The organism is Enterococcus alishanensis, from assembly GCF_019218635.1.
GTDB classification, from domain to species: Bacteria; Bacillota; Bacilli; order Lactobacillales; family Enterococcaceae; genus Enterococcus_A; species Enterococcus_A alishanensis.
Window position 1 is genome coordinate 517382 of the sequence record NZ_JAHUZB010000001.1, and the last position, 23769, is coordinate 541150.

23 protein-coding genes, 1 tRNA gene and 1 other annotated feature are annotated in these 23769 nt (G+C 36.8%); of the genes, 20 read left to right on the forward strand and 4 right to left on the reverse strand.

Annotated features, from left to right (window positions below):
* The first annotated feature begins 127 nt into the window (after positions 1-127).
* Positions 128-176: a sequence feature (sodium ion sensor (DUF1646 type); this cis-regulatory element may regulate processes involved in with the transportation of sodium ions), on the forward strand.
* A gap of 97 nt (positions 177-273) precedes the next feature.
* Genes KUA55_RS02525 through KUA55_RS02570 form a run of 10 tightly spaced genes read left to right on the forward strand, consistent with a single transcriptional unit; the run spans position 274 to position 10081 of the window.
* Positions 274-597 carry a hypothetical protein gene (locus KUA55_RS02525; protein WP_218324595.1) on the forward strand — a complete coding sequence of 108 codons (324 nt, stop codon included), beginning with the start codon at positions 274-276 and terminating at the stop codon, positions 595-597.
* On the forward strand, positions 584-2557 hold the full coding sequence (locus tag KUA55_RS02530; RefSeq protein WP_218324596.1) for a V-type ATP synthase subunit I: 1974 nt from the start codon (positions 584-586) through the stop codon (positions 2555-2557). Before KUA55_RS02525 ends, KUA55_RS02530 begins: the two co-directional genes overlap by 14 nt.
* Positions 2554-3024 carry a V-type ATP synthase subunit K gene (locus KUA55_RS02535; protein ID WP_218324597.1) on the forward strand — a complete coding sequence of 157 codons (471 nt, stop codon included), beginning with the start codon at positions 2554-2556 and terminating at the stop codon, positions 3022-3024. Before KUA55_RS02530 ends, KUA55_RS02535 begins: the two co-directional genes overlap by 4 nt.
* A 12-nt stretch (positions 3025-3036) precedes the next feature.
* Positions 3037-3621, forward strand: coding sequence for a hypothetical protein (locus tag KUA55_RS02540; RefSeq protein ID WP_218324598.1), 585 nt, complete (start codon positions 3037-3039; stop codon positions 3619-3621).
* 10 nt (positions 3622-3631) lie between these two features.
* Entirely contained in the window at positions 3632-4624 is a 993-nt protein-coding gene (locus KUA55_RS02545; RefSeq protein ID WP_218324599.1) for a V-type ATPase subunit, read from the forward strand.
* Entirely contained in the window at positions 4614-4925 is a 312-nt protein-coding gene (locus KUA55_RS02550; protein WP_218324600.1) for a V-type ATP synthase subunit F, read from the forward strand. Before KUA55_RS02545 ends, KUA55_RS02550 begins: the two co-directional genes overlap by 11 nt.
* 13 nt (positions 4926-4938) lie before the next feature.
* Positions 4939-6720, forward strand: coding sequence for a V-type ATP synthase subunit A (locus KUA55_RS02555; protein ID WP_218324601.1), 1782 nt, complete (start codon positions 4939-4941; stop codon positions 6718-6720).
* Entirely contained in the window at positions 6713-8089 is a 1377-nt protein-coding gene (locus KUA55_RS02560) for a V-type ATP synthase subunit B (protein WP_218324602.1), read from the forward strand. The genes KUA55_RS02555 and KUA55_RS02560 overlap by 8 nt, the downstream gene beginning before the upstream one ends.
* 6 nt (positions 8090-8095) lie before the next feature.
* Positions 8096-8728, forward strand: a complete 633-nt coding sequence (locus tag KUA55_RS02565; RefSeq protein ID WP_218324603.1) for a V-type ATP synthase subunit D — start codon at positions 8096-8098, stop codon at positions 8726-8728.
* Positions 8729-8740: 12 nt separating this feature from the next.
* Positions 8741-10081 (forward strand): TrkH family potassium uptake protein, encoded by a 1341-nt coding sequence (locus tag KUA55_RS02570; RefSeq protein WP_218324604.1) that lies wholly within the window; start codon positions 8741-8743, stop codon positions 10079-10081.
* Positions 10082-10116: 35 nt separating this feature from the next.
* On the opposite strand, the gene gloA is transcribed toward KUA55_RS02570, so the two are convergent.
* A complete protein-coding gene (gloA, locus tag KUA55_RS02575) occupies positions 10117-10488 on the reverse strand; it encodes a lactoylglutathione lyase (protein ID WP_218324605.1) in 372 nt (123 codons plus the stop codon).
* A 173-nt stretch (positions 10489-10661) separates the two neighbouring features.
* Here gloA and KUA55_RS02580 point away from each other — a divergent pair, with 173 nt between their 5' ends.
* The gene (locus KUA55_RS02580) at positions 10662-11096 is read left to right on the forward strand and encodes an NUDIX hydrolase (RefSeq protein ID WP_246601350.1); all 435 of its coding nucleotides are present in this window, start codon (positions 10662-10664) and stop codon (positions 11094-11096) included.
* Between the two features lie 32 nt (positions 11097-11128).
* Here KUA55_RS02580 and KUA55_RS02585 read toward each other — a convergent pair whose 3' ends face one another.
* Together KUA55_RS02585 and KUA55_RS02590 are read right to left on the reverse strand one after the other, a co-directional pair.
* Positions 11129-12472, reverse strand: a complete 1344-nt coding sequence (locus tag KUA55_RS02585; protein WP_218324606.1) for an HD domain-containing protein — start codon at positions 12470-12472, stop codon at positions 11129-11131.
* Positions 12462-13265: a lipoate--protein ligase family protein gene (locus KUA55_RS02590; RefSeq protein ID WP_218324607.1), complete on the reverse strand. Its 804-nt coding sequence runs from the start codon at positions 13263-13265 to the stop codon at positions 12462-12464. The genes KUA55_RS02585 and KUA55_RS02590 overlap by 11 nt, the downstream gene beginning before the upstream one ends.
* Positions 13266-13404: 139 nt before the next feature.
* On the opposite strand from KUA55_RS02590, the gene KUA55_RS02595 reads away from it, so the two are divergent.
* On the forward strand, positions 13405-13839 hold the full coding sequence (locus tag KUA55_RS02595) for a YwiB family protein (protein WP_218324608.1): 435 nt from the start codon (positions 13405-13407) through the stop codon (positions 13837-13839).
* Between the two features lie 72 nt (positions 13840-13911).
* Complete coding sequence (gene rpoE / locus KUA55_RS02600; RefSeq protein WP_218324609.1) at positions 13912-14529, forward strand: DNA-directed RNA polymerase subunit delta; 618 nt, start codon at positions 13912-13914, stop codon at positions 14527-14529.
* Between the two features lie 116 nt (positions 14530-14645).
* Here rpoE and KUA55_RS02605 read toward each other — a convergent pair.
* Positions 14646-14717, reverse strand: a tRNA-Arg gene (locus tag KUA55_RS02605).
* Between the two features lie 53 nt (positions 14718-14770).
* On the opposite strand from KUA55_RS02605, the gene rpoN reads away from it, so the two are divergent.
* The 7 genes from rpoN to KUA55_RS02640 all read left to right on the forward strand — a co-directional run bounded on the left by rpoN (position 14771) and on the right by KUA55_RS02640 (position 23765).
* On the forward strand, positions 14771-16072 hold the full coding sequence (gene rpoN / locus KUA55_RS02610) for an RNA polymerase factor sigma-54 (RefSeq protein WP_218324610.1): 1302 nt from the start codon (positions 14771-14773) through the stop codon (positions 16070-16072).
* A gap of 181 nt (positions 16073-16253) precedes the next feature.
* Positions 16254-17291: a sugar-binding transcriptional regulator gene (locus tag KUA55_RS02615; RefSeq protein ID WP_218324611.1), complete on the forward strand. Its 1038-nt coding sequence runs from the start codon at positions 16254-16256 to the stop codon at positions 17289-17291.
* A gap of 41 nt (positions 17292-17332) precedes the next feature.
* A complete protein-coding gene (gene gap / locus KUA55_RS02620) occupies positions 17333-18334 on the forward strand; it encodes a type I glyceraldehyde-3-phosphate dehydrogenase (protein ID WP_218324612.1) in 1002 nt (333 codons plus the stop codon).
* 138 nt (positions 18335-18472) lie between these two features.
* A complete protein-coding gene (locus KUA55_RS02625; RefSeq protein ID WP_218324613.1) occupies positions 18473-19663 on the forward strand; it encodes a phosphoglycerate kinase in 1191 nt (396 codons plus the stop codon).
* Positions 19664-19697: 34 nt separating this feature from the next.
* On the forward strand, positions 19698-20453 hold the full coding sequence (gene tpiA / locus KUA55_RS02630) for a triose-phosphate isomerase (RefSeq protein WP_218324614.1): 756 nt from the start codon (positions 19698-19700) through the stop codon (positions 20451-20453).
* Positions 20454-20562: 109 nt separating this feature from the next.
* Complete coding sequence (eno, locus tag KUA55_RS02635) at positions 20563-21873, forward strand: phosphopyruvate hydratase (protein WP_218324615.1); 1311 nt, start codon at positions 20563-20565, stop codon at positions 21871-21873.
* Positions 21874-22175: 302 nt separating this feature from the next.
* The gene (locus KUA55_RS02640) at positions 22176-23765 is read left to right on the forward strand and encodes a hypothetical protein (RefSeq protein ID WP_218324616.1); all 1590 of its coding nucleotides are present in this window, start codon (positions 22176-22178) and stop codon (positions 23763-23765) included.
* Positions 23766-23769: the final 4 nt, after the last annotated feature.

Genomic DNA, 23769 nt, shown 5'->3' on the forward strand with positions numbered 1-23769 from the left:
AATGGTTTATCCTTTTGATAACATAAAATAATCTTTTTGGCAAGATAACCTACTCTGTCATAAGAATCCTTTTTTTTCTTAATAACTTCTGATATACTATAATGGAATTGAATTTATTATTCAAAATGGTTGGGCGTAAGCTTCAAGGATCATGTTTCTCAAGGGGTGAGAGAAACACTTGAAGATTTGCGGCCTTTTTTTGTTTTCAATTAAAAAAACGAAAATCATCAAAAAAATGAAAATAAAAGATAACCAAATTAAAGGAGGAGCGGGATGCTAGAGGCACTGGAAAAAATCAAAGCAGCCGAAGAAAGAAACGAAGCACAAATGAACCAAGTCAAAAAAGAATTGTTAAAACTTGAAAAAAAGAATCAACAATTGTTACAGGAAAAACAAGCAGATTTACAAAAAAAGAATAACGAAAAAATAACTGAGAGAAATCGTGAGTTGAATGATGACCTAAAAAAAGAAGCGCTTCAGCTAGAAGAGCAAAAAAAACAGTTAGCGGATCATTATCAAGCAAATTTTGAATTAATTAAGGCGCAAGCAATTACAAAAATTTTAGAAGGGGTGAGAGAAAAATATGGCAGTCAGTAAAATGAAAAAACTGACACTCATTGCTGAAGATAAAAAAACCCATGAAATTTTAGTTACCCTTCAAGGATTTCAAGGCGTTGAAGTGCGTGATGTTTTCGATTTAAAGGAAAATAATCAGTGGGTAAAAGCTTTTTTTACTGATTTTGAACCAAATGATCAGCAAGACCAAATTCAACAGATCGATCAACAAATTGAAGCTATTCATCAAAGTATTAAATTTATTAAAGATCATGGTAGCAGTAAAGAAAAAGCGATTCATTTAAAACGCAGATTTTTGACCTTGCAGCAATTAGAAGAACAATTTGATCCAGAAAAATTATTGACTGAATTAACAGAAATTGAAAACTTAATCAGTCGTTTCGCAGAACTGAATCAAAGAGAAAAAACATTGACGGTAGAGGAAGAAGTTTTTTCTAAATGGCAGTATTTAGATGTTATTCCACAGCAAAATAATTTGAAAACGAGTCAAACTTTTTTAGGAACAGTTGAGACTGAGAATTGGGAAAAACTAAAAGCTGATCTACAGCAAGAAACAATTTATTTCGAAGAAGTTTATAGTGATGGGAAAATCACTAATTTCAGTTTAATTTATTTAAACCAGCAACAAGCAGTCGTCAAGCAATTAATCGCTCATTTTAGTATCACGAAGTTTGATTATCTAGAAAGCCAGTTACCAAAAAATAAGTTAGCTGAAATTCATTCTGAGCAAAATGATGTTTATCAAGCAAAACAGCAATTATCTACTATGATTGGTCAAAAGCGAGTAAATATTCATGAATTGGAGTGGGCAGAAGAGACTTTACTTGCCCAGAAAAATCGATTGTTAGTCCATAAGAGCTATATCCAAACAGACCATTTATTTGTTTTGCAAGGTTGGATTGCTGAGGATGAAGTGTTGTCTTTGGAAAAAAGGTTAGCAACAGAAGAAGTTTATTTAAGCGTGGAAGAGCCTAATCTGGTTGAAATTGAAACAGAAATTCCTACCAAGCTTAAAAATAGTCGTTTAGTTAAGCCTTTTGAAATGCTGACTGAGATGTATGCACTACCGAAATATGAAGAAATTGATCCGACACCTTGGTTCACGCCGTTTTATTTAGTGTTTTTTGGCATGATGGTCGCTGATATTGGATATGGATTATTGATGTTGATAGCAACGACAATAGTTTTAAAATCGCAAATATTACCAAATGGGACCAAGCGATTCATGGAATTCTTTCAAATTTTGTCCATACCAACTATTGTATGGGGACTCATTTATAATGGATTCTTTGGTTTTTCATTACCATACAAACCAATATTGTCTACCAGTAATGATGTAATTACGATTTTAATTTTATCCATCATTTTCGGATTGATCCAAATTTTCGTTGGCTTAGGATTGGCAGCTGCAGAAAATATTAAAGCAAAAAATTATTTGGCAGCTATTTCTCAAGGCTTTGCTTGGCAAGGGATTTTTGTAGGCGGTATTATTGCTGCCGCTGGGAAGATGCTTTTAACTAGTTCGCCAATCTTTATTTTAGGGATAATTATTGCTGGAATTAGCGCTCTTTCAATAGTCGTTTTACCGATGGTTGGCAGTAAATCAAAATTGGCAGCGTTAGCCGGTGGGGCCTATGATTTATACGGCATCACAGGTTATATCGGAGATTTAGTAAGTTATACACGTTTGATGGCTTTAGGTATTTCAGGTGGGAGTATCGCCGCAGCGTTTAATATGCTGGTGGGTTATATGCCACCGGTTGCAAAATTTAGTGTAGGGATTTTGCTAATGTTGGTCTTGCATGGCTTGAACATTTTCTTATCCTTATTAAGTGCTTATGTTCACGGTGCACGATTACAATACGTAGAGTTTTTCGGCAAATTTTATCAAGGTGGAGGCAAACCCTTCAAGCCTTTGAAAACAGAGGAAAAATATATCAATATTGAAAAGAAAGATAAATTGGAGGAAATTTCAAAATGACAGAGTATTTAATTAACAATAGTGGTGGGATTATTTTTGCGATTTTGGGTATGGCAACAGCAACAATTTTTTCAGGAATTGGTTCTTCGAAAGGTGTGGGGATGACCGGTGAAGCAGCGGCAGCTCTAACAACTAGTCAACCTGAAAAATTTGGACAATCATTGATTTTACAACTATTACCCGGAACACAAGGATTGTACGGGTTCGTAATTGCCTTCTTAATTTTTACTAATCTATCGTCTGATTTAACAGTTGTTCAAGGGTTAGGCTATTTAGGAGCATCTTTACCCATTGCTTTTACTGGTTTATTTTCTGGAATTGCCCAAGGGAAAGTGGCTGCAGCGGGTATCCAAATCTTGGCTAAAAAACCTGAGCACGCAACAAAGGGAATCATTTATGCAGCAATGGTAGAAACTTATGCCATTTTAGGCTTCGTTATTTCTTTCCTATTAGTAGGTCAAGTATAAGGAGCGATTTAAATGGATGCTATTGAAAAAATCATTGATCAATTAAATGAAGAAGCACAACTTAAGCAAACAGAATTTCAAGTAACGGAAAAAATGCGAATTGAGCAAGAATTTCAAGCTAGTTTACAAGAGATTGAATTGGAACAGAAAAAAAGATATGAAAATCAATTAGATCAATTAGAAGAAAAAAATAAGCAATTAAAAAATCGCCAACAAGTAGCAGCTAAACAAGCTAACTTAAATTTAAAACAACAATTATTGGATGAAATGTTTATTGCCGCACAAGAAGCCATGAATGACTGGTCAATTGAAGAACACCAAAATTTTGCTAATGGAGCATTAAAAAAATTAGCAGTTTCTGGCTCGCTGAAATTCATTTCTGGTGGAATAACTAAAGATGTTTACACCGAAGAATGGTTGGCTATCCAAAATGCACAGTTAAAATACCAACTAACATTATCAGATGAAGTGATTCCCAATCAAGCGGGGTTCATTTTAGATCAAGCAGGTATTCAATATAATTTTCTCTATCAAACATTAATCGAGGAACAAAAAGAAACATTAAGCTTCGAACTGGCACAAACCTTTTTGGATTAAGGAGGTCTAAATGAAAACTTATAGCTATCATGAGTTAAATCCTCTGATTCGCTTAAAAGAACTTGAATTGTTAACCCCAGATATGTTTGATCGTTTAGTTGCTGCAAAAGACTTAAAAGAAGTTCAGCAATTGCTAAATAGTACTTTTTATGGGGAATTTTTACAGGGAGATTTTGCTGAGACTTTTGAAGAAAGCTTACAAAACTCTTTTAATCAATTAATTACAGAATTAATCGAACTGGCACCTGAGCCGGAAGTGATATGGATTTATACGATGCGATTTACTTATCATAATTTAAAAGCCCTGATGAAGGCAGAATTACTTGAACAAAACTTTGATGAATTATTTTTGTATGATGGATTTTATTCTTTAGAACAAATTAAAAGTGTGGTTAAAACTGGACAATCTAATAGTTTACCTGATGAGATTATCGGTACGGTAAATGCGGTTAAGGCACATTTTTCAGAGTCTAATAGTCTACAAGGAATCGATATTATCTTTGACCGTGATTTTTTGCGTAATCAAGAAATAGTAGGAGAAAAGTTAGGCTATGTCGCGCTACTATCAGAAATCACAGCCTTTATTGATTTTACTAATTTAATTATTTTAGGTCGTGGCATTCGTCAAAAACGAAGTAAAGCCTTTCTATCTACAGTTCTTTCTAGTCAAGGAAGTATCGCCAAAGAAGATTTATTAGCGATTATTGAACAGCCCCAAACATTTGCTGATTTTATTTTGGCTAGTCCTTATGGAAATGAAGCAGCTTCAGCGGTAGTAGATGGAAAAGTTGACTTAGCAAAATTGGAAAAGGCCAAAGATGATTATTTGGCAAGTTTATTTGAAGCTTATCAAGTTGAAGCTTTCGGTCCATTACCAATGTTAGCTTTGTTGCACGGAAAAGAAACTGAAATAAAAAATCTGCGTTTATTAGTTGTTGGAAAAAAAATCGGAATGGATCAATCTGATATTAAGGAAAGGATGCGAGTAACCCATGACGCATAAAATTGGTGCAATTGGCGATAAAGACTCGGTATTGCCTTTCAAATTATTTGATTTTGATGTAAGAACGGATAAACAACCAAGTGCTATTCGAAAAAATATTGAAGAAATGGCTCAGTCAGGTTATGGGATCATTTATCTGACTGAACAATTTGCGCAACTGGTTCCTGAAACTGTCAAAAGATATGAAGAAGAGATGATCCCTGCGATTGTTTTAATTCCAAATTTTGCAGGAACAGATGGACTGGGGCAAAAAATGATTCAAGATCAAGTAGAACGAGCAGTCGGAATGAATATATTGTAAAGGAGCAGACAGCTTGCAAGAAGGAAGAGTAATCAAAGTATCTGGGCCGTTAGTAATGGCTGAAAATATGGGTCACGCAGCAATTCAAGATATTTGTTATGTTGGAGAGCTGGGGGTAATTGGCGAAATTATTGAAATGCGAAAAGATGTCGCCTCCATCCAAGTATATGAAGAAACTGCTGGGATTGGACCAGGGGAAGTCGTAAAAACAACGGGAGAAGCTTTATCGGTTGAATTAGGTCCAGGAATTGTGTCTCAAATGTTTGATGGCATTCAACGACCCTTAGATAAATTTCAAACGTTGACCCAAAGTAATTTTTTGAGTCGAGGTGTCCAATTACCGGCTTTAGATCATCAAAAAAAATGGTGGTTTGAAGCAGCTTTAGAAATTGGTACAGTTGTTTCTGCTGGAGATGTAGTAGGAATCGTAGAAGAAACGAAAGTACTAACACATAAAATTATGGTTCCGAATGGTGTTAGCGGCACCATTACAAAAATTCACTCAGGTGAGTTTAATATCACTGAAACCGTTTATGTTTTAGCGACTGAAGAAGGTGAAAAAAGTTTTTCAATGCTGCAAAAATGGCCTGTTCGTCGCGGTCGACCAGTCAAAGAAAAATTAAATCCAGAAGCACCAATGATCACTGGTCAACGAGTAATTGATACTTTCTTTCCAGTGGTAAAAGGTGGAGCGGCTGCTGTACCAGGACCATTTGGTGCTGGGAAAACGGTTGTGCAACATCAGATAGCCAAATGGGCCGATGTCGATTTAGTAGTTTATGTTGGCTGTGGTGAACGTGGTAATGAAATGACCGATGTGTTGAATGAATTTCCGGAATTGATTGATCCTAAAACAGGAGAATCCTTGATGGAACGAACGATTTTAATTGCCAATACATCGAATATGCCAGTGGCAGCACGAGAAGCATCTATTTATACTGGGATTACCATTGCTGAATATTTCCGTGATATGGGTTATAACGTAGCAATTATGGCAGATTCAACCTCTCGCTGGGCTGAAGCTTTGCGAGAAATGAGTGGACGTTTGGAAGAAATGCCTGGTGATGAAGGTTATCCCGCTTATCTAGGTTCTCGCTTGGCGGAGTATTATGAACGTGCTGGGCGAGTCGTGGCACTGGGATCAGATGGGCGTGAAGGTTCCATTACTGCAATTTCGGCTGTATCACCATCAGGGGGAGATACTTCAGAGCCTGTCACGCAAAATACTTTACGAGTTGTAAAAGTATTTTGGGGGTTGAGTGCAAACCTAGCCCAACAAAGGCATTTCCCATCAATTGATTGGTTGTCCAGTTACTCATTGTATTCAAATGAAGTGGGATTATATTTAGACCAGCAAATGCAAGTTTCTTGGTCAGACTTAGTAACTGAAGGAATGAAAATTTTACAAGAAGAATCGCAGTTAAGTGAGATTGTTCGTTTAGTGGGGATTGATTCACTGTCTGAAAAAGATCGCTTAACTTTGGAAGTAGCGAAATCTATTCGCGAAGATTATTTGCAACAAAATGCTTTTGATGATGTGGATACATTTACTTCAAGAGAAAAGCAATTTAAAATGTTAAACAATATTTTGACTTTTTATAGTGAGAGTCGCAAAGCGCTAGATCTAGGTGCCTACTTGAAAGAAATCATGGAGGGAACAACTGATTTGCGAGATAAAGTTGCCCGCAGTAAGTATTTACCAGAAGCAGAGATTGAAAAATTGAGTGATATTCATCAAAGCATACCAATTATTTTACAAGAGATAGTTGCTAAAGGAGGGATGACCAATGATTAAAGAATATATGACAATCAGCGAAGTGGTAGGTCCCTTAATGGCTGTTGATAAAGTTGAAGGCGTCAAGTATGAAGAATTGTTAGAAATTCGTATGAAAAATGGCGAGATTCGAAGAGGACAAGTTCTTGAAATTAGTGAAGATAAGGCCTTGGTTCAAGTGTTTGAAGGAACTAGCGGAATTCATTTGCAAGAATCTACAGCTCGATTTTTAGGTCATCCACTTGAATTAGCCGTTTCTGAAGATATGATTGGCCGGGTGTTTGATGGACTAGGACGTCCTAAAGATAATGGTCCAGCAGTTTTAGCAGAAAAACATCTAGATATTAACGGCGAAGTAATCAATCCAGTTTCTCGTGATTACCCTGATGAATTTATTCAAACAGGGATTTCAGCGATTGATCATTTAAATACTCTTGTTCGTGGACAAAAATTGCCAGTTTTTTCTGGTTCAGGTTTGCCCCATAAAGAATTGGCAGCTCAAATTGCTCGCCAAGCAGCAGTTTTAAATGCTAATGATGATTTTGCTGTAGTTTTTGCAGGGATTGGGATCACCTTTGAAGAAGCCGAATACTTTATGGAGGATTTCCGTAAAACCGGCGCGATTGATCGCTCTGTCGTATTTATGAATTTAGCTAACGATCCGGCAATTGAACGAATCGCGACACCTAAAATGGCCTTAACAGCGGCTGAATATTTGGCTTACGAAAAAGGGATGCATGTCCTAGTTATCATGACAGATATGACCAATTACTGTGAAGCTTTGCGAGAAATTTCTGCTGCGCGGCGAGAAGTTCCTGGTCGTCGAGGCTACCCTGGTTATTTATATACTAATCTAGCTACTTTATACGAGCGGGCTGGACGGATACGCGGTTTGAAGGGTTCAGTCACGCAAATTCCAATATTATCAATGCCAGAAGACGATAAGACTCATCCGATACCCGATTTAACTGGTTACATTACAGAAGGTCAAATTATTTTATCTCGAGATTTATACAAGAGCGGAATCAAACCACCAATTGATGTTTTGCCATCCTTATCTCGACTAAAAGATAAAGGGACCGGTGAAGGAAAAACACGAAAAGATCATGCTGCTACCATGAATCAATTGTTCTCTGCTTATGCCCAAGGTAAACAAGCCAAAGAATTAGCAGTTGTTTTAGGCGATTCAGCTTTATCTGATACCGATAAAATATATGCAAAATTTGCAGATTGTTTCGAAGCCGAATATATTAATCAAGGTTATTACACAAATCGCTCAATTTTTGAAACCTTAGATTTAGGCTGGGAGCTATTATCAATGTTGCCGCGTACTGAATTAAAACGAATCAAAGATGATATGCTTGATGAGTATTTGTCAAAAGGAGTGTGATCACTCATGGCAAAGTTAAATGTCAACCCAACCCGAATGGAGTTGTCAAAACTAAAAAAACAATTAGTCACAGCGACACGAGGGCACAAATTATTAAAAGATAAACAAGATGAATTGATGCGTCGTTTTATTATTTTAATCAAAAAAAATAATCAGTTGCGTAAAGAAGTTGAGGTAGAATTAAATCAAGCGATGAAAGATTTTGCCTTAGCTGACGCTATGATTAATGATAAATTTATTGATGAGCTATTAGCAGTGCCAAAAGATCGCGTATCAGTAGATGTGATTGAAAAAGATGTTATGAGTGTCAAAGTGCCGGTAATGAATTTTCAACATCAAAATGATTTGGCTGATGGACCGCTAGAGTATGGATTTTTAAATTCTAATGAGGAACTTGATCAAAGTGTCGCTCGTTTTGCAGAAGTATTACCAAAGCTTTTGGAACTGACAGAGATTGAAAAAACTTGTCAATTGATGGCTAAAGAAATTGAAAAAACTCGACGTCGTGTGAATGCCTTAGAATATATGACCATTCCTCAGTTAGAAGAAACGATTTATTTTATTCAAATGAAGCTCGAAGAAAATGAACGGGCCGAGGTTACACGTCTAATAAAAATCAAAAATATGGGGAATAATTAAAGGATAAAGCGAATGAAAAAATTGAGGAATGTTTCTAGAATCCACAGTATTCAATATATCCCTTTGGGCTTTTTAGCATTGATTCTGATAGGTAGTGGTTTATTAACATTGCCTTTTTTTAGTCAGTCGGGTGAAACAACACCCTTTATTGATGCACTATTTACCGCTACATCGGCTACATGCGTTACTGGATTGACCACTTTGCCGACAGATTTACATTGGAATTTTGGTGGGCAAGCCATTATTTTATGTTTAATTGAAGTCGGTGGTTTAGGCTTTATGATGATCCCTATTTTATTTTTTTCAATGTTTCGAATGAAGGTGGGATTGCGAGCACGGATTGTTTTGCAAGAAGCCTTAAATTTGGAGTCATTGTCTGGAGTCATGAAATTAATGCTTTATATTATTCGGCTGGCTCTATGTATTCAATTATTAGGAACCTTCTTGTTGGCAATAGATTTTTTACCTAAATATGGTATTGCGCAAGGACTTTGGTTGAGCATATTTCATGCTGTATCAGCTTTTTGTAATGCTGGCTTTGATTTATTTGGCGATAGCATGGTGGGATTTGAAGATAATCCTTATGTCTTAATGATTATTGCCGGCTTGATTATTGCTGGTGGGCTGGGTTTTATCGTGTGGCGAGATTTGTTGGATTTTACAAAAAGGAAAAAATTCTCTCTTCATAGTAAAATTGCTTTGACCGTGACGATTGGCTTATTAGTTGTCGGAACTGGATTGTTCTATCTAACTGAAACTAATGGAAATGGTGGCTTAACTAGATTAGTTGATATGTTCTTTTTAGCTGTCACGCCAAGAACAGCCGGCTTTTTCTCGATCGATTATTTCAAAATGAGCTCTGCTGGGATTATTGTGACAATCCTTTTGATGTTTATTGGAGGAACGTCGGGTTCGACAGCTGGTGGGTTAAAGACGACTACCTTCGGAGTATTATTGATTCAAATATTTTCAATGCTAAGAGGGCGTAATAAAGCAGAAGCTTTCGGTCGAACGATCAAACCATCAGTGGTCTTTAAAGCTCTAACAATGTTCTTTTTAGCTTTGTCGATTTGTATCGTTGCGGTGGTGATTTTATCAATTACGGAAGAATTGCCTACAACTGCTGGAGTGGAATATTTCTTTTTTGAAGTTGTCTCAGCTTTTGGAACAGTTGGCTTAACTATGGGATTGACACCTGATTTGACAGTAGTTGGCAAATTAGTCATCATTTTGTTGATGTATATTGGTCGGGTAGGAATCTTGACCATTGGCTTGTCATTGACTATTCAGATTGCAAAAAATCAAGCAACTGGACACTATAAATTGCCAGAAGAAAGTGTCATGATCGGATAAAAAAAGGTGAACTGAATTTTCAGTTCACCTTTTGATTAGGCACGAATAACTTCGATTTTGTAACCATCAGGATCAACGATAAAATAATAAGAAGGATCAGTACCAGGTAATCCTTTTAAATCTGTTACGTTAAAGCCAGCTGCTTGATGCTTTTCATGTAATGCTTCCAAATCATCTACGCTGATAGCGATATGACCATAACCGTTACCTAAGTCATAAGCTTCATGATCGTAATTATAAGTTAATTCCAATTCGTAGTCATCTCCAGCTAAGGTCAAGTAAACCAAAGTGAATTTTGATTCAGGAAAATCTCTACGGCGAGAAACTTCGAAATCGAAAGCTTTTTGATAAAAAGCTAGTGAAGCATCCAAATCCTTTACACGAACACAAATATGAGCCATTTTCATAAATATATTTCCTCCTATTTAATCCACGTAAGAAAAATAAGTGAAGTGGATTGAAATGAATTGTTAACTGTATCATAGCATAATTAAAAAAGAAGCTGGAAATATTTGCTTGTTGGCTTGTTTGTGGGATTTTTATCAGGTAAACTAAAATAAAACATCTTAGGAGGAGAATTATGATTCCAACATTTGGTACGAAAGAAGAAAAAGATTATCAGGCACGTTATGCAGCTTATGCGATTTTAGTTAATCAACACGGGAAGATAGCGATCGTGGAAGCGCCAAATGGAGCATTCTTTTTACCAGGTGGAGAAATCGAAGGTTCTGAAACGAAAGAAGAAGCGATTGATCGCGAGATGATGGAAGAATTAGGTTTTAAAGTCGACTTGGCAGAATACTTGGGTCAGGCAGACGAGTATTTCTATTCCCGCCATCGAGATACTTATTTTTATAATCCAGGCTATTTTTTTGTAGCAAAAAATTGGGAAAAAGTTTCTGAACCAACCGAAGAAGGAAGTTTGAGCCGCTGGGTTGCTCCTGAAGAGGCCATGGTTTTATTAAAAAGAGGCAGCCATAAATGGGCTGTTGAAAATTGGTTAAAAAAAGTTTAGTGACCGACAACATGTGGTCACTAAACTTTTTTTTATTTTGCCAATGCACCATTGTGAATGTGGCTACTGAAAGCTTGATAATAATCTTCAAACAAATTTGTCGGATCTTTTTGAATCATTTCTTTTGGAAAATAAAAACGAGCATCCCCTTGCCCTTGACCTGCTAGAGCTGCAACCAACTGACTGGCTTTCGATAATTCCACCAATGAGCCATCTTTTTCCATTAGTTCTATTTGAGTGCGATGACGTCCTTGTTCGGGGCGGTAAAAGTCGTAAGGTAAGTCGTAACTGGAATTTATTGCTGTATAATAATTAGGGTTAAAACCAGCTTTTTCCACTAAATCCCGCATGATTGGTAGATTAGGGTTGTCAACTGAATCAATCGTAATTGATTTCAATGGTTTACGATCTAGAAATCGGCGAGCCAGATCACTTAAAATCAAATCTTTTTCCGAAATCCACTGAGAAAAGTAGGTATTTAATACACCGTCATCTAAACGTAGATAATCTTCTAAAGTAAATTTCCCTTTTAAAAAGGGTTTTAAAAATTGTGAATGGTACTCGAATAATTGATTGTCCTCATGGAATAATTCATGGGCGCGATCTAATAAATGAGCCAATATTACTTCCATGCCACGAGAAACAGGATGAAAATAAACTTGAACATACATTTGATAACGGCTGACAATATAATCTTCAACTGCATGCATCCCATTGATTGAAAAGGCAATTCCACCGCGATAAGGACGAATTACTCGTAAGATTCTAGTTAAATCAAAGGTCCCATATTCTGTGCCGGTAAAATAAGCATCTCGTAATAAATAATCCATCCGGTCAGCGTCAATTTGACTAGAAATCATTTGTACGACCTGTTGATTAGGATAGGTTTTAGTTATGACGCTAGCAACCTTTTCAGGAAACCCTTCAGCCACCCGATTTAAAATTTGAAATACTTCTGTTTCCGGTGAAGTGATAATTGCGACTGTTAAAGCTTCATGATCAGTATTAAAAATATGCTCAAAGGTATGGGAATAGGGACCGTGGCCCACATCGTGTAATAAAGCGGCACATAAAGTAACCAAACGCTGACTGTCATCCCAACCATCAGGACCAATTTTTTCAATTGAATAGTTACGTTTAAAAATATCGCAAATCTGACGCGTGATTTCATATACGCCAAGTGAATGGGCAAAACGGCTATGTTCGGCACCGTGAAAAGTAAAAGATGAGGTGCCTAACTGTTTGATTCGTCTTAAACGTTGTACTTCGCGAGAATTAATCAAATCTAAAATCACTTGATGTTGGACATGGATATAATTATGGACCGGGTCACGAAAAACTTTTTCCATTGGTAATGCTTGATTATTAATTTTCATGAGTCACCTCTGTTAGTAGTTGGTTGCGCTGAATCATGCTATCGATTCGCTTGCGGTAGTCTTCTGTATGGTAAAAATTTTCTAAAAAGTCTGTCTGATGATCAATTGATAAGGGTGCAATTAAGTCCGCTTTAATTTCTTCGACGGATAGATTTGTTTGATACGCATCAGCGAGAGTTGTCATACTATTTGGATTAACTGGTGGGTAACCATGTTCACCAAAATCTTTTTTAAGTCCAGCTAAATAAAAATCTCTGACAATTTCCCCACGTTCGAATTGCTTTCCATTGACACTTAAATACATCATAATAGCCACACCGTCTTTCACACGACGTTGTGCAATCCCAGCAATTTTTTTGCCAGCTAAAGACAAGTCAAATTTTCCTGGACAATAAGAATCAGTGACTTCTCCACTAATTAAGGGTTGTTTTGCAATCATCGTTTGTTCTAACCAAGCAATCATTTTTTGATAGCCTTGATCAATTGATAAATCTCCTTTTGGCAAAATTAAGGAGACATTCAAAATGCCCAAATCGCTGATTACACCTAAGCCACCAGCATTTCTAAGCAAAGCTTGATAGTCAGTTTGTTGGATAGATTTTAACCCATCTGCCAAAAAAGGAACACGGCTGTCTTTCATGCCTAAGATTAACGTTTTATCTAATTGCCAAAAATGTATGATAGGTTGTTTCTGATCACCTGCAAAGGCTGTTAGCACATCGGTTAGAGCAAAAGGGGAGAAATTTTCTGATGGTTTTACTAAGCCTTGATCAAAAAATAATAGTTTATCCATAATAGCTCCTTCATTTGAATTTTCTTCATTATTATAAACAATATTTGGTAGTTATTGGATTAATCTGCTTAAAAAGTTAGAAGTAGTTGACAAAAATTAAAAAACCGTCAAAAATATATGCTGAAAGGGGCGGATTCAAATGAGTATCCAACAAGGAAGTCCAGCAAAAATAAAATTACGTACAACAGTGATTCAAAATAATCAAAAAGAAGAATTTGCCTTCGATTTAAATGGCCAAGTTGTTCAAATGGGAGATACGCTTTACATTCGTTATAAAGAAAAACAAGAAGATGGAGAGACTGTCCCAGTGACAGTAAAAATCACGCCTGACAGCACAATATCCATCATTCGCTCTGGCAATGTTCGCATGCAGATGAAATTTGCTTATCGAAAGAAGATGGATACGAACTATCGGACACCTTATGGGATTTTTCTAATTTCTACTTATACAGAAGATTTACATGTCAGTTTAAAAGACCGGCCGTTTTCTGGAATCGTGACAATCGATTATGGTTTGTACATGAAAGATGCCAAAGTGGGTGACTATCATATGGTATTAGAATTTACCACTTAAGAAAAGAAAGGTTTGCTTTTTGAAGATCAATTTTGTATGATAAAGAGTAGACTTTGAAAGGACGTGTCATACTTGGAACTTAGTATATTTGAGAGCTTAAACAAAGATGAATTGTCAATGATTGAAGTGGCTCATGCAATTTTAGAAGAACGTGCCGATGTGATGGATTTTTCTGATTTGGTTAACCAAATTCAAAATTATTTAGGCAAATCTGATGGAGAAATTCGTGATGCTTTGGCACAATTCTATACTGATTTAAATATTGATGGCAGTTTCATTTCTTTAGGCGACAATCGTTGGGGCTTACGCTCATGGTATGCGATTGATTCCATCGATGAAGAAGTCAACCATGGTTTGGAAGACGATGAAGAAGATGCGCCACGTCGTAAGAAACGTAAAAAAGTGAATGCCTTCATTAATGATGATGAAGATGCAATTGACTATAACGATGACGATCCAGAAGATACAGATCTTGTGGACGATGAAGAAGATGAAATCGATGACGATGACGATGATGACGATGATGATGAAATCGCAGAATACAATACTGATTTACAAGAAATCGGTGCTGATGAAGAAAATGAAGATGATGAAGAAATCGTACCCGGCGGAATCGAAGATGAATTAAGCGTTATTGACGATGATGATTTCGACGATGATGATGAAGATGACGACGAAGAGGATATTTAAAGGAAAAATGCCAAGTGAGCGATTGCTTACTTGGCATTTTTAAATAAAAAAACTCGCCGATTGAAGGGCGAGGAAGCTTTAAAAAAATAAAAAATTCAGTTATACTTGTAAAAAAACGCGCCCTGAGGGAATCGAACCCCCGTCTCAAGAACCGGAATCTTACGTGATATCCACTACACTAAGGGCGCAGGCACAATTGATAGTTTAGCATAAAAATTAGAAAATACAAGGGGAAATTCCAATGAAGTTTCAACAACAACAAAGTCAAAAACAACAACAGACGCAAAAATTGGCCATGACCCAACAATTACAGCAATCTATCCAAATTTTACAATATAATACTGAAGAACTGTTAACTTTTGTTGAAAGTGAAGCTTTGGAAAATCCATTAATCGAAGTCCGGGCACCAAAACTGCAAAGTGATTTAATGAAGAGTCAAAGTCCCGCCAGTCAAGACAATCAAACAATTCAAATTCCTGATGTACAAATCTCCCTGTTTGAATATGTAATGAATCAGATTCATCTAAATTATCGTGATACTTTTTTACGCAAAATTGTTCTAGTTCTTGCGGAATCACTAGATTTAAATGGTTATTTGCGCGTAGATGAGGCAGAAGTTAAAGCCCAACTTCAGGCTAGTGACATTCAATTTTTAGATGGCTTAACCTTATTACAACAATTAGATCCTGCTGGTGTAGGCGCTAGGAGCTTGCAGGAATGTTTAATGCTTCAGACAGAGCGAGATGACAATGCACCTGAACTAGCTTATTTAATATTAGAAGAAGCCTTTGAAGCGATTGCCAATCGACAGTTTCAGCAGATTGCCAAGAAATATCAATTGAGTTTACCAGAAGTACAAAATATTTTAGACTATATTCGTAGTTTGGATCCTTTTCCCGGAGCAAGCTTTGGAGATAATCAAGCGGAATTTATTATTCCAGATCTGACTTTAATGAGAGACGGCGAAAAGTTAAACGTGGTCTCTAACCGACGAGGTCAATTGAAAGTGAATTTCCAAACCAAGTATTTTGAGCGATTAAGCAAAGAAGCGGATGAAGAGACATTACAATATTTAAAAGAAAAACAGCAACGTTTCCAATGGTTGGAAAAAACTTTGGGTCAGCGGCAAGATACAATTTTAACTGTTGGAGAGATTATTGTTGAGCGGCAGAAAGATTTCTTCTTAAATCAATCTGGTGCCTTAAAACCGCTTCAATTGAAAGAAATTGCTGAAATTGCGGGTGTTCATGAATCAACTATTAGCCGCGCTGTCAATGGAAAGTATATTGAAACAGATTTTGGGACCTTTGAGTTGCGTCAATTTTTTGTTAATAAAGTTAATAATGAAGATAGTTCAGCTGATGGTATTAAGTTGAAGATTAAAGAAATGATTGATCAAGAAGACAAAAATAAGCCACTGTCTGATCAAAAGTTAGTTGAATTATTAGCAAACGATGGCGAAAAATTATCTCGCCGAACGGTTGCAAAATATCGTGAAAATTTGAAAATTCCAAGTTCTGCTAAGAGAAAACGTTTTGATTAAGCCAAGGGGGAAACTTCTTGGTTTTTTATCTTGCAGAAAATGGAAAAAACTGATACACTCTGTTTTGTAGGAAGTTTGAAATAAATGAGTTTATTTTTACAATTTCTTACTTTTTTTTAAGCTTGATGGGTCAAAAAAAGTCTATGAGGGACTAATTAAGTCCAAAGGCGGAGGATTCCTTTTGTTAAGTGAATTAAAAGTATTGGAAACAATCGTCCCTGACATTTTAGAACAAGTCAATAAGCGCTACCGAATTTTGCAAAGTATTTTTTGGATGCAACCGATTGGACGTCGAAATCTTGCTGAATCACTTCATCTAACAGAACGTGTTTTAAGAAGTGAAACAGATTTTTTACGAGAACATCAGTTAATCGATGCAACAAAAAGTGGCATGCAGTTAACCGATAAAGGTACGGCATTACTCGCTCAGTTGGAAGACTTAATGGATCAGTTCTTTGGAATGGATCAATTGGAAAAAAAGCTAGCTGACGAACTAGGGATTGAACGCTGTTTAATTGTTTCAGGAAATTCTGACGAACAGCCTAAGGTTATTAGTGATTTCGGTACAATCATTGATGAAACATTAAATGAAAGACTTCCCGATGGAGAAAATATTATTGCAGTAATGGGTGGCACAACCATGGCGGAAATTGCACAGCAATTGACTCCATTGGAACGAGCCAATCGCCACAATATATTTGTACCTGCTCGCGGAGGAATAGGTGAATCAGTTTCGATTCAAGCCAATTCTGTCAGCGCGACCATGGCAGCAAATGCCCGTGGAACCCATCGTGTTTTATATGTTCCAGAACAGCTAAGTCAAGCTGCCTATCATACATTGTTAAAAGAACCAGCTATTAAAAGTGTTTTAGAGACAATTAAAAATGCTGATTGTGTGGTTCATAGTATTGGTCGCGCGTTGCATATGGCAGGTCGACGAAAAATGAGTGAGGAAGAAATTCTTCATTTAAAAAAAGAAAACGCCGTAGCAGAATCATTCGGTTATTTCTTTAATGAATATGGTGAAATTGTTTATCGGGCACCGAGAATTGGACTTTCTTTAGAAGATGTTCAAAAGTTGCCGATTGTACTAGCAGTTGCCGGTGGTAGATTAAAAGCCAAAGCAGTTGTTGCTTACATGCACAATGCACCAAAACAAACGTGGCTGATTACTGATGAAGCCGCAGCAAATGAGATTTTAAAAGGGCCTACCCTTTAAAAATAAAAAAATTTTTTACATCCCTGAGGAGGAAATCTTTAATGACAGTAAAAGTTGGAATTAATGGATTCGGACGTATCGGACGCTTAGCTTTCCGTCGCATCCAAAACGTAAAAGGATTAGAAGTAGTAGCAATCAATGACTTAACAGATGCTAAAATGTTGGCACACTTGTTAAAATATGACACTACACAAGGACGTTTTGACGGTACCGTTGAAGTTCACGAAGGTTCTTTTGACGTAAATGGTAAAGAAGTGAAAGTTTTATCTAGCCGCAACCCTGAAGAAATTCCATGGGCTGACTTAGGCGTTGATATCGTTTTAGAAAGTACTGGATTCTTTACTTCTAAAGAAAAAGCTGAATTACATTTAAAAGGTGGCGCTAAACGCGTAATCATCACTGCTCCTGGTGGAAACGATGTACCAACAATCGTTTACAACACTAACCACGAAATTTTAACTGGTAAAGAAACTGTTATCTCAGGTGCTTCATGTACTACTAACTGCTTAGCTCCTATGGCTAAAGCATTAAATGATAACTATGGTATTGTTGAAGGTTTAATGACAACTATCCATGCTTACACTGGTGACCAAATGACATTAGATGGCCCTCATCCTAAAGGTGATTTCCGTCGTGCTCGTGCTGCTGCTGAAAACATCGTTCCTAATTCAACTGGTGCTGCTAAAGCAATCGGCTTGGTAATTCCTGAATTAAACGGTAAATTAGATGGCGCTGCACAACGTGTTCCAGTTGCGACTGGTTCATTAACTGAATTAGTAACTGTTTTAGACAAAGAAGTAACTGTTGACGAAATCAACGCGACTATGGAAGCAGCTGCTAACGAATCTTATGGTTACAACACTGACGAAATCGTTTCTTCTGATATCATTGGTATGACTTACGGTTCATTATTTGATGCTACTCAAACTAAAGTAATGACTGTTGGCGACAAACAATTAGTTAAAACTGTTTCTTGGTATGACAATGAAATGTCATACACTGCACAATTGGTTCGTACTTTAGAATATTTCGCTAACTTATAAGATTTAACGAAAATGTCTGAATCGAGCGGGGAAGCTGCGCGCTTCTCCGCTTTTTTTAGAGTAAATATTGGCTCAAAAGAGCTATCTAGTTGTATAATTTGATTTGTGCAACAAATAAAATATTAGGAGGTTTCTTTCATGGCAAAAATGACAGTTAAAGACATTGACTTGAAAGATAAGAAAGTCTTAGTCCGTGTAGATTTTAATGTACCATTAAAAGACGGTGTAATCACTGACGATACTCGGATCAAAGCAGCATTACCAACAATTAATTATATTTTAGAACAAGGCGGCAAAGCTATTTTGTTCTCACATTTAGGTCGTGTGAAAACAGAAGAAGATAAAGCTGGCAAATCTTTAAAACCAGTTGCTGAACGTTTAAGTGAATTATTAGGTAAATCTGTGACTTTCGTACCTGAAACTCGCGGTAAAGAATTAGAAGGCGCAATTAGCAAAATGCAAGATGGCGATGTTGTGGTTTTTGAAAATACGCGTTTTGAAGACGTTGATGGTAAAAAAGAAAGTGGCAACGATGCTGAACTTGGCAAATACTGGGCTTCTTTAGGCGATGTATTTGTAAATGATGCATTTGGTACAGCTCACCGTGCCCATGCTTCAAATGTCGGAATTGCCTCAACTGGTATTCCAACTGTTGCTGGTTTCTTAATGGAAAAAGAAATCAAATTTATCGGTGAAGCAGTAGAAGATCCTAAACGTCCGATGGTGGCAATTTTAGGTGGCGCAAAAGTTTCAGATAAAATTGGCGTAATCAAAAACTTAATTCCAAAAGCTGACAAGATCTTAATCGGTGGTGGAATGACTTATACTTTCTATAAAGCTAAAGGTATGGAAATCGGTAATTCTTTAGTGGAAGAAGATAAAGTTGAATTGGCAAAAGAATTAATTGCTGAAGCTGGCGACAAATTAGTTTTACCAGTAGATTCAATTACTGTTGCAGAATTTTCAAACGATCTTCCAACTGAAGAACACACTGGTGATATTCCAACAGGTCAAATGGGTCTTGATATTGGACCTGAATCAATTGCTTTATTTGCTCAAACATTAAGTGGTGCAAAAACAGTTGTTTGGAATGGCCCAATGGGTGTATTCGAAATGAGTAATTTTGCTCGCGGAACAATCGGTGTTTGCGAAGCAATTGCTAATCTTGAAGGTGCAACAACAATCATTGGTGGTGGTGACTCTGCCGCTGCAGCTGAACAATTAGGTTTTGCTGACAAATTTACCCATATCTCTACAGGTGGCGGTGCCAGCTTAGAATTATTAGAAGGCAAAGCATTACCAGGCTTAGAAGCAATTAACGATAAATAATTAAAAAAATCATATATCAAAAGGAGTGCAAGAAATGCGTAAACCTATTATCGCTGGAAACTGGAAAATGAATTTGACAGCTTCTGAAGCAAAAGATTTTGCTGAAGCAGTTAAAAATAAAATTCCTGCAAACGACAAAGTGGATTCTGTGATTGGCTCACCAGCTTTATTCTTACAAGAATTAGTTGAATCTGCTAAAGGTACTGACTTGAAAATTTCTGCTCAAAACTGCTACTGGGAAAATTCAGGAGCTTTCACTGGTGAGACTTCACCAGCTGCTTTAGCAGACTTAGGTGTTGACTATGTTATCATCGGTCATTCTGAACGTCGCGAATATTTCCATGAAACAGATGAAGAAATTAATAAAAAAGCCAAAGCTATTTTTGCAAACGGCATGTTACCAATCCTTTGCTGTGGTGAATCTCTAGAAACTTATGAAGCTAATAAAACTTCTGAGTGGATCGAAGGTCAAATTAAAGCCGGTTTAGCTGATTTAACAGCTGAACAAGTTTCAAGTATGGTCATCGCTTACGAACCAATCTGGGCAATTGGTACTGGTAAATCTGCGGATGCAACAATCGCTGACGAAATCTGTGGCGTAGTTCGTTCAACAGTTGCTGGTATTTACGGTTCAGAGGTTGCTGACAAAGTTCGTATCCAATACGGCGGTTCAGTAAAACCTGAAAATATTGCAGAATATATGGCAAAAGAAAACGTTGATGGTGCTTTAGTTGGTGGCGCAAGCTTACAAACAGAGTCATTCTTAGCATTATTAGAAGGCGCTCAATAATTTTTTCTGAAAATCGACGTTTTTGTTTGCAGAAACGCTAAATTTTCACTATTATCAATAATAAGGGCTTGCCCTATTAATAAAAACAATCTTAAAGGAGAGACAAAACATGTCAATTATCTCAGATGTTTACGCACGTGAAGTCCTAGACTCTCGCGGTAACCCAACAATCGAAGTAGAGGTTTATACAGAAGACGGCGCATTTGGTCGTGGAATGGTTCCTTCAGGCGCTTCAACTGGTGAATACGAAGCCGTTGAATTACGTGATGGCGACAAAGCTCGTTACGGCGGAAAAGGTGTTACTAAAGCAGTCGATAACGTAAACAACATTATTGCAGAAGCAATCATTGGTTATGATGTACGTGACCAAGCTGCGATTGACCAAGCAATGATCGAATTAGACGGTACACCTAACAAAGGTAAATTAGGTGCGAACGCTATTTTAGGTGTTTCAATCGCTGTTGCTCGTGCTGCTGCTGACTTTTTAGAAATTCCTTTGTATAACTACTTAGGTGGATTCAATACGAAAGTTTTGCCTACTCCTATGATGAATATCATCAATGGTGGTTCACATGCTGACAACTCAATTGATTTCCAAGAATTCATGATTATGCCAGTTGGTGCACCAACATTTAAAGAAGCTTTACGTTATGGTGCGGAAGTATTCCACGCTTTAGCAGCTATTTTAAAAGCAAAAGGTTTAGCAACTTCAGTTGGTGACGAAGGTGGATTCGCTCCTAACCTTGGTTCTAACGAAGAAGGTTTCGAAGTAATTATCGAAGCAATCGAAAAAGCTGGCTACGTTCCTGGTAAAGACATCGTTCTTGCTATGGATGCTGCTTCTTCAGAATTCTACGACAAAGAAAAAGGTGTTTACGTTCTTGCTGATTCAGGCGAAGGCGAAAAAACAACTGACGAAATGATCGCTTTATACGAAAGCTTAGTTGCTAAATATCCAATCATCTCAATTGAAGATGGCTTAGATGAAAACGACTGGGAAGGTACTAAAAAATTAACTGATGCTTTAGGCGACAAAGTTCAATTAGTTGGTGACGATTTATTCGTTACAAACACTGAAAAATTAGCTGAAGGTATCGCTAAAGGCGTATCTAACTCAATCTTGATCAAAGTTAACCAAATCGGTACTTTAACTGAAACTTTTGATGCGATTGAAATGGCTAAAAAAGCTAGCTACACTGCAGTTGTTTCTCACCGTTCTGGTGAAACTGAAGATTCTACAATCTCTGATATTGCTGTAGCAACTAATGCTGGCCAAATCAAAACAGGATCTCTTTCACGTACTGACCGGATTGCTAAATACAATCAATTATTACGTATTGAAGATCAACTTGGTGATGTTGCTGAATACCAAGGAATCAAATCTTTCTACAACTTAAAAAACAACCCATTTATCGGTTAATTTGATTTAAATACTCGGACCTAAGACTGTGAGATTCTCTCGCAGTCTTTTTTTATTTCAAGAATCAATTGTCAATGCGCAAACTATTTCGCAAGTAATAATACTTGTATCAAAAGGGAATATATTTTTCTCTCAAAAAAATATTTTTAATATAACTTTGAATATTATTTTTTTGTGCTGTAATCATCTTTATAATAGCTTGTTGATAAGGATTTTGGTTATCTTTTAAAATTATATTTGAAAATATAATAACTAATGATATAATTTAAAGAGATGTTAAAATGAAAGGGGAAGATAACATTATGAAACAAATTAAAAAACCAGTATTGGGGGTATTGAGTGTTTTATTAATGTCGACTGTATTGACTACTGTAAGCAGCGTGAAAGCAAGCGCTGACGTTATTGAACAAAGTGAACAGATAGCGGTTGAACAACAGCAGCAAGAAGAAAAAACACAAAATGTTCAAACAACCGTGGCAGCTTTGCAAGAACAAGCGACAGCACAGCCAGCAACTACTATTGATGTTGAGACTACAGAAGAGGTAGTTGTGCCAGAAAGCACTGAAAATTCAGAGGTTTCTACTGATGCTAATGAAACGCCAGAAGTGACAGAGGATATTAAAGACGAATCAGTCAAAGATGAAAATGCTGAAGTTGCTGATCCAGCCGAAGAGGAAGTGGTGGATCAAACAACACCAGAAGCAGAAACTGAAAAAACTTCTGGGAATCAAAGTACTTCACCGATTAACGATAACACGGTATCAGTAAACGGTATTGCTGATAGCCAAAAAGACCAAGAAGTGAAAACTATTAACGCTGAAGGTATTACAAGTAATGTATTAACTGAAAATGATTTAACAACAAATGTCATTTGGCAAAAATATTTAAAATCCCTTGAAGGAAATACAATGGGTGATATTGTTATCAATAATGCAGGAAATATGACGATTGTATATGATGTAAATACTGGTGAAAGTATTATTTTAATCAATGGTGTCGTAGCTAGTATTCCTAAAATGGGCTCTGTAGATGTGACAGATGATGAAGGCAATGAATGGAACATTCATAATCTTGGAAATGGAAGCTTTGATTTACAAGATAAACAGCTAGCTGCTGATAAACACGCTGCTGAAGAAGCCATTCAAGCTGCTATTTTAAGCTTGATTGGTCCTGGATCAGCTGTTGTTGGTGGAGGGGCCAATTTAGTTGCCAATGTCGTTGAAGGTGTTGTGGAAACACCGATTGATTTGGCTTTCTTTTTACCAATGTTAGGTTTAGGGTTTTTAAGTGCGATTCCAGTTGTAGGTATTTTGCCGTTGTTCCTTGATGGATTGTTAGCTTTTCCAGCCGCTGCATTTAATATCGGCAAAGATTTATTAATGACAGGTCGGACAGTTGTAAACAATACATTGAGTACAATTACACAGCTTTTAGCATTGAAAACACAACTTGATAGTGCTAATGGTCATATTGAAAATATGAATGTAACGGGTTCAGATCGTGATCAAGCAGCTTTGAACAATGCTTTGTTTATTGCAAGTGCACTAGGTACAATTGTTCCTTCTCTTTTAGATAGTGGGATTCAAATCGCTAGTACTGCTCTACATGCAGTTGTAGAAGTTGCATTTGTGGCAGCTTATTGGGCACTAGGTATTTTAAGTGCGATTCCAATTTTAGGGATTATTCCATTAGCAATTAATGGTCTATTATTAACTGGTCACTTTGCTTTAAATACGGTATGGAAGTTAGCTGATCAAGGTCGTCAAACTGTCTTAAATGGTGCTTCAATCGCTTTAGGTGGGTTGGCTTCAGGTGGCAGTCTACTTAACGCATTAGGCCAAAAAGATAAATCAGATTTGTTAAATGAAGTATATACTTTAGGTTTTGCATAATTTA

Excerpts from the sequence above, each read along its gene's own strand:
- KUA55_RS02525 (WP_218324595.1), top strand. The coding sequence starts at position 274 with ATGCTAGAGGCACTGGAAAAAATCAAAGCAGCCGAAGAAAGAAACGAA.
- KUA55_RS02530 (WP_218324596.1), top strand. The coding sequence starts at position 584 with ATGGCAGTCAGTAAAATGAAAAAACTGACACTCATTGCTGAAGATAAA.
- KUA55_RS02535 (WP_218324597.1), top strand. The coding sequence starts at position 2,554 with ATGACAGAGTATTTAATTAACAATAGTGGTGGGATTATTTTTGCGATT.
- KUA55_RS02540 (WP_218324598.1), top strand. The coding sequence starts at position 3,037 with ATGGATGCTATTGAAAAAATCATTGATCAATTAAATGAAGAAGCACAA.
- KUA55_RS02545 (WP_218324599.1), top strand. The coding sequence starts at position 3,632 with ATGAAAACTTATAGCTATCATGAGTTAAATCCTCTGATTCGCTTAAAA.
- KUA55_RS02550 (WP_218324600.1), top strand. The coding sequence starts at position 4,614 with ATGACGCATAAAATTGGTGCAATTGGCGATAAAGACTCGGTATTGCCT.
- KUA55_RS02560 (WP_218324602.1), top strand. The coding sequence starts at position 6,713 with ATGATTAAAGAATATATGACAATCAGCGAAGTGGTAGGTCCCTTAATG.
- KUA55_RS02565 (WP_218324603.1), top strand. The coding sequence starts at position 8,096 with ATGGCAAAGTTAAATGTCAACCCAACCCGAATGGAGTTGTCAAAACTA.
- KUA55_RS02570 (WP_218324604.1), top strand. The coding sequence starts at position 8,741 with ATGAAAAAATTGAGGAATGTTTCTAGAATCCACAGTATTCAATATATC.
- gloA (WP_218324605.1), bottom strand. The coding sequence starts at position 10,488 with ATGAAAATGGCTCATATTTGTGTTCGTGTAAAGGATTTGGATGCTTCA.
- KUA55_RS02580 (WP_246601350.1), top strand. The coding sequence starts at position 10,662 with ATGATTCCAACATTTGGTACGAAAGAAGAAAAAGATTATCAGGCACGT.
- KUA55_RS02585 (WP_218324606.1), bottom strand. The coding sequence starts at position 12,472 with ATGAAAATTAATAATCAAGCATTACCAATGGAAAAAGTTTTTCGTGAC.
- KUA55_RS02590 (WP_218324607.1), bottom strand. The coding sequence starts at position 13,265 with ATGGATAAACTATTATTTTTTGATCAAGGCTTAGTAAAACCATCAGAA.
- KUA55_RS02595 (WP_218324608.1), top strand. The coding sequence starts at position 13,405 with ATGAGTATCCAACAAGGAAGTCCAGCAAAAATAAAATTACGTACAACA.
- rpoN (WP_218324610.1), top strand. The coding sequence starts at position 14,771 with ATGAAGTTTCAACAACAACAAAGTCAAAAACAACAACAGACGCAAAAA.
- gap (WP_218324612.1), top strand. The coding sequence starts at position 17,333 with ATGACAGTAAAAGTTGGAATTAATGGATTCGGACGTATCGGACGCTTA.
- KUA55_RS02625 (WP_218324613.1), top strand. The coding sequence starts at position 18,473 with ATGGCAAAAATGACAGTTAAAGACATTGACTTGAAAGATAAGAAAGTC.
- tpiA (WP_218324614.1), top strand. The coding sequence starts at position 19,698 with ATGCGTAAACCTATTATCGCTGGAAACTGGAAAATGAATTTGACAGCT.
- eno (WP_218324615.1), top strand. The coding sequence starts at position 20,563 with ATGTCAATTATCTCAGATGTTTACGCACGTGAAGTCCTAGACTCTCGC.
- KUA55_RS02640 (WP_218324616.1), top strand. The coding sequence starts at position 22,176 with ATGAAACAAATTAAAAAACCAGTATTGGGGGTATTGAGTGTTTTATTA.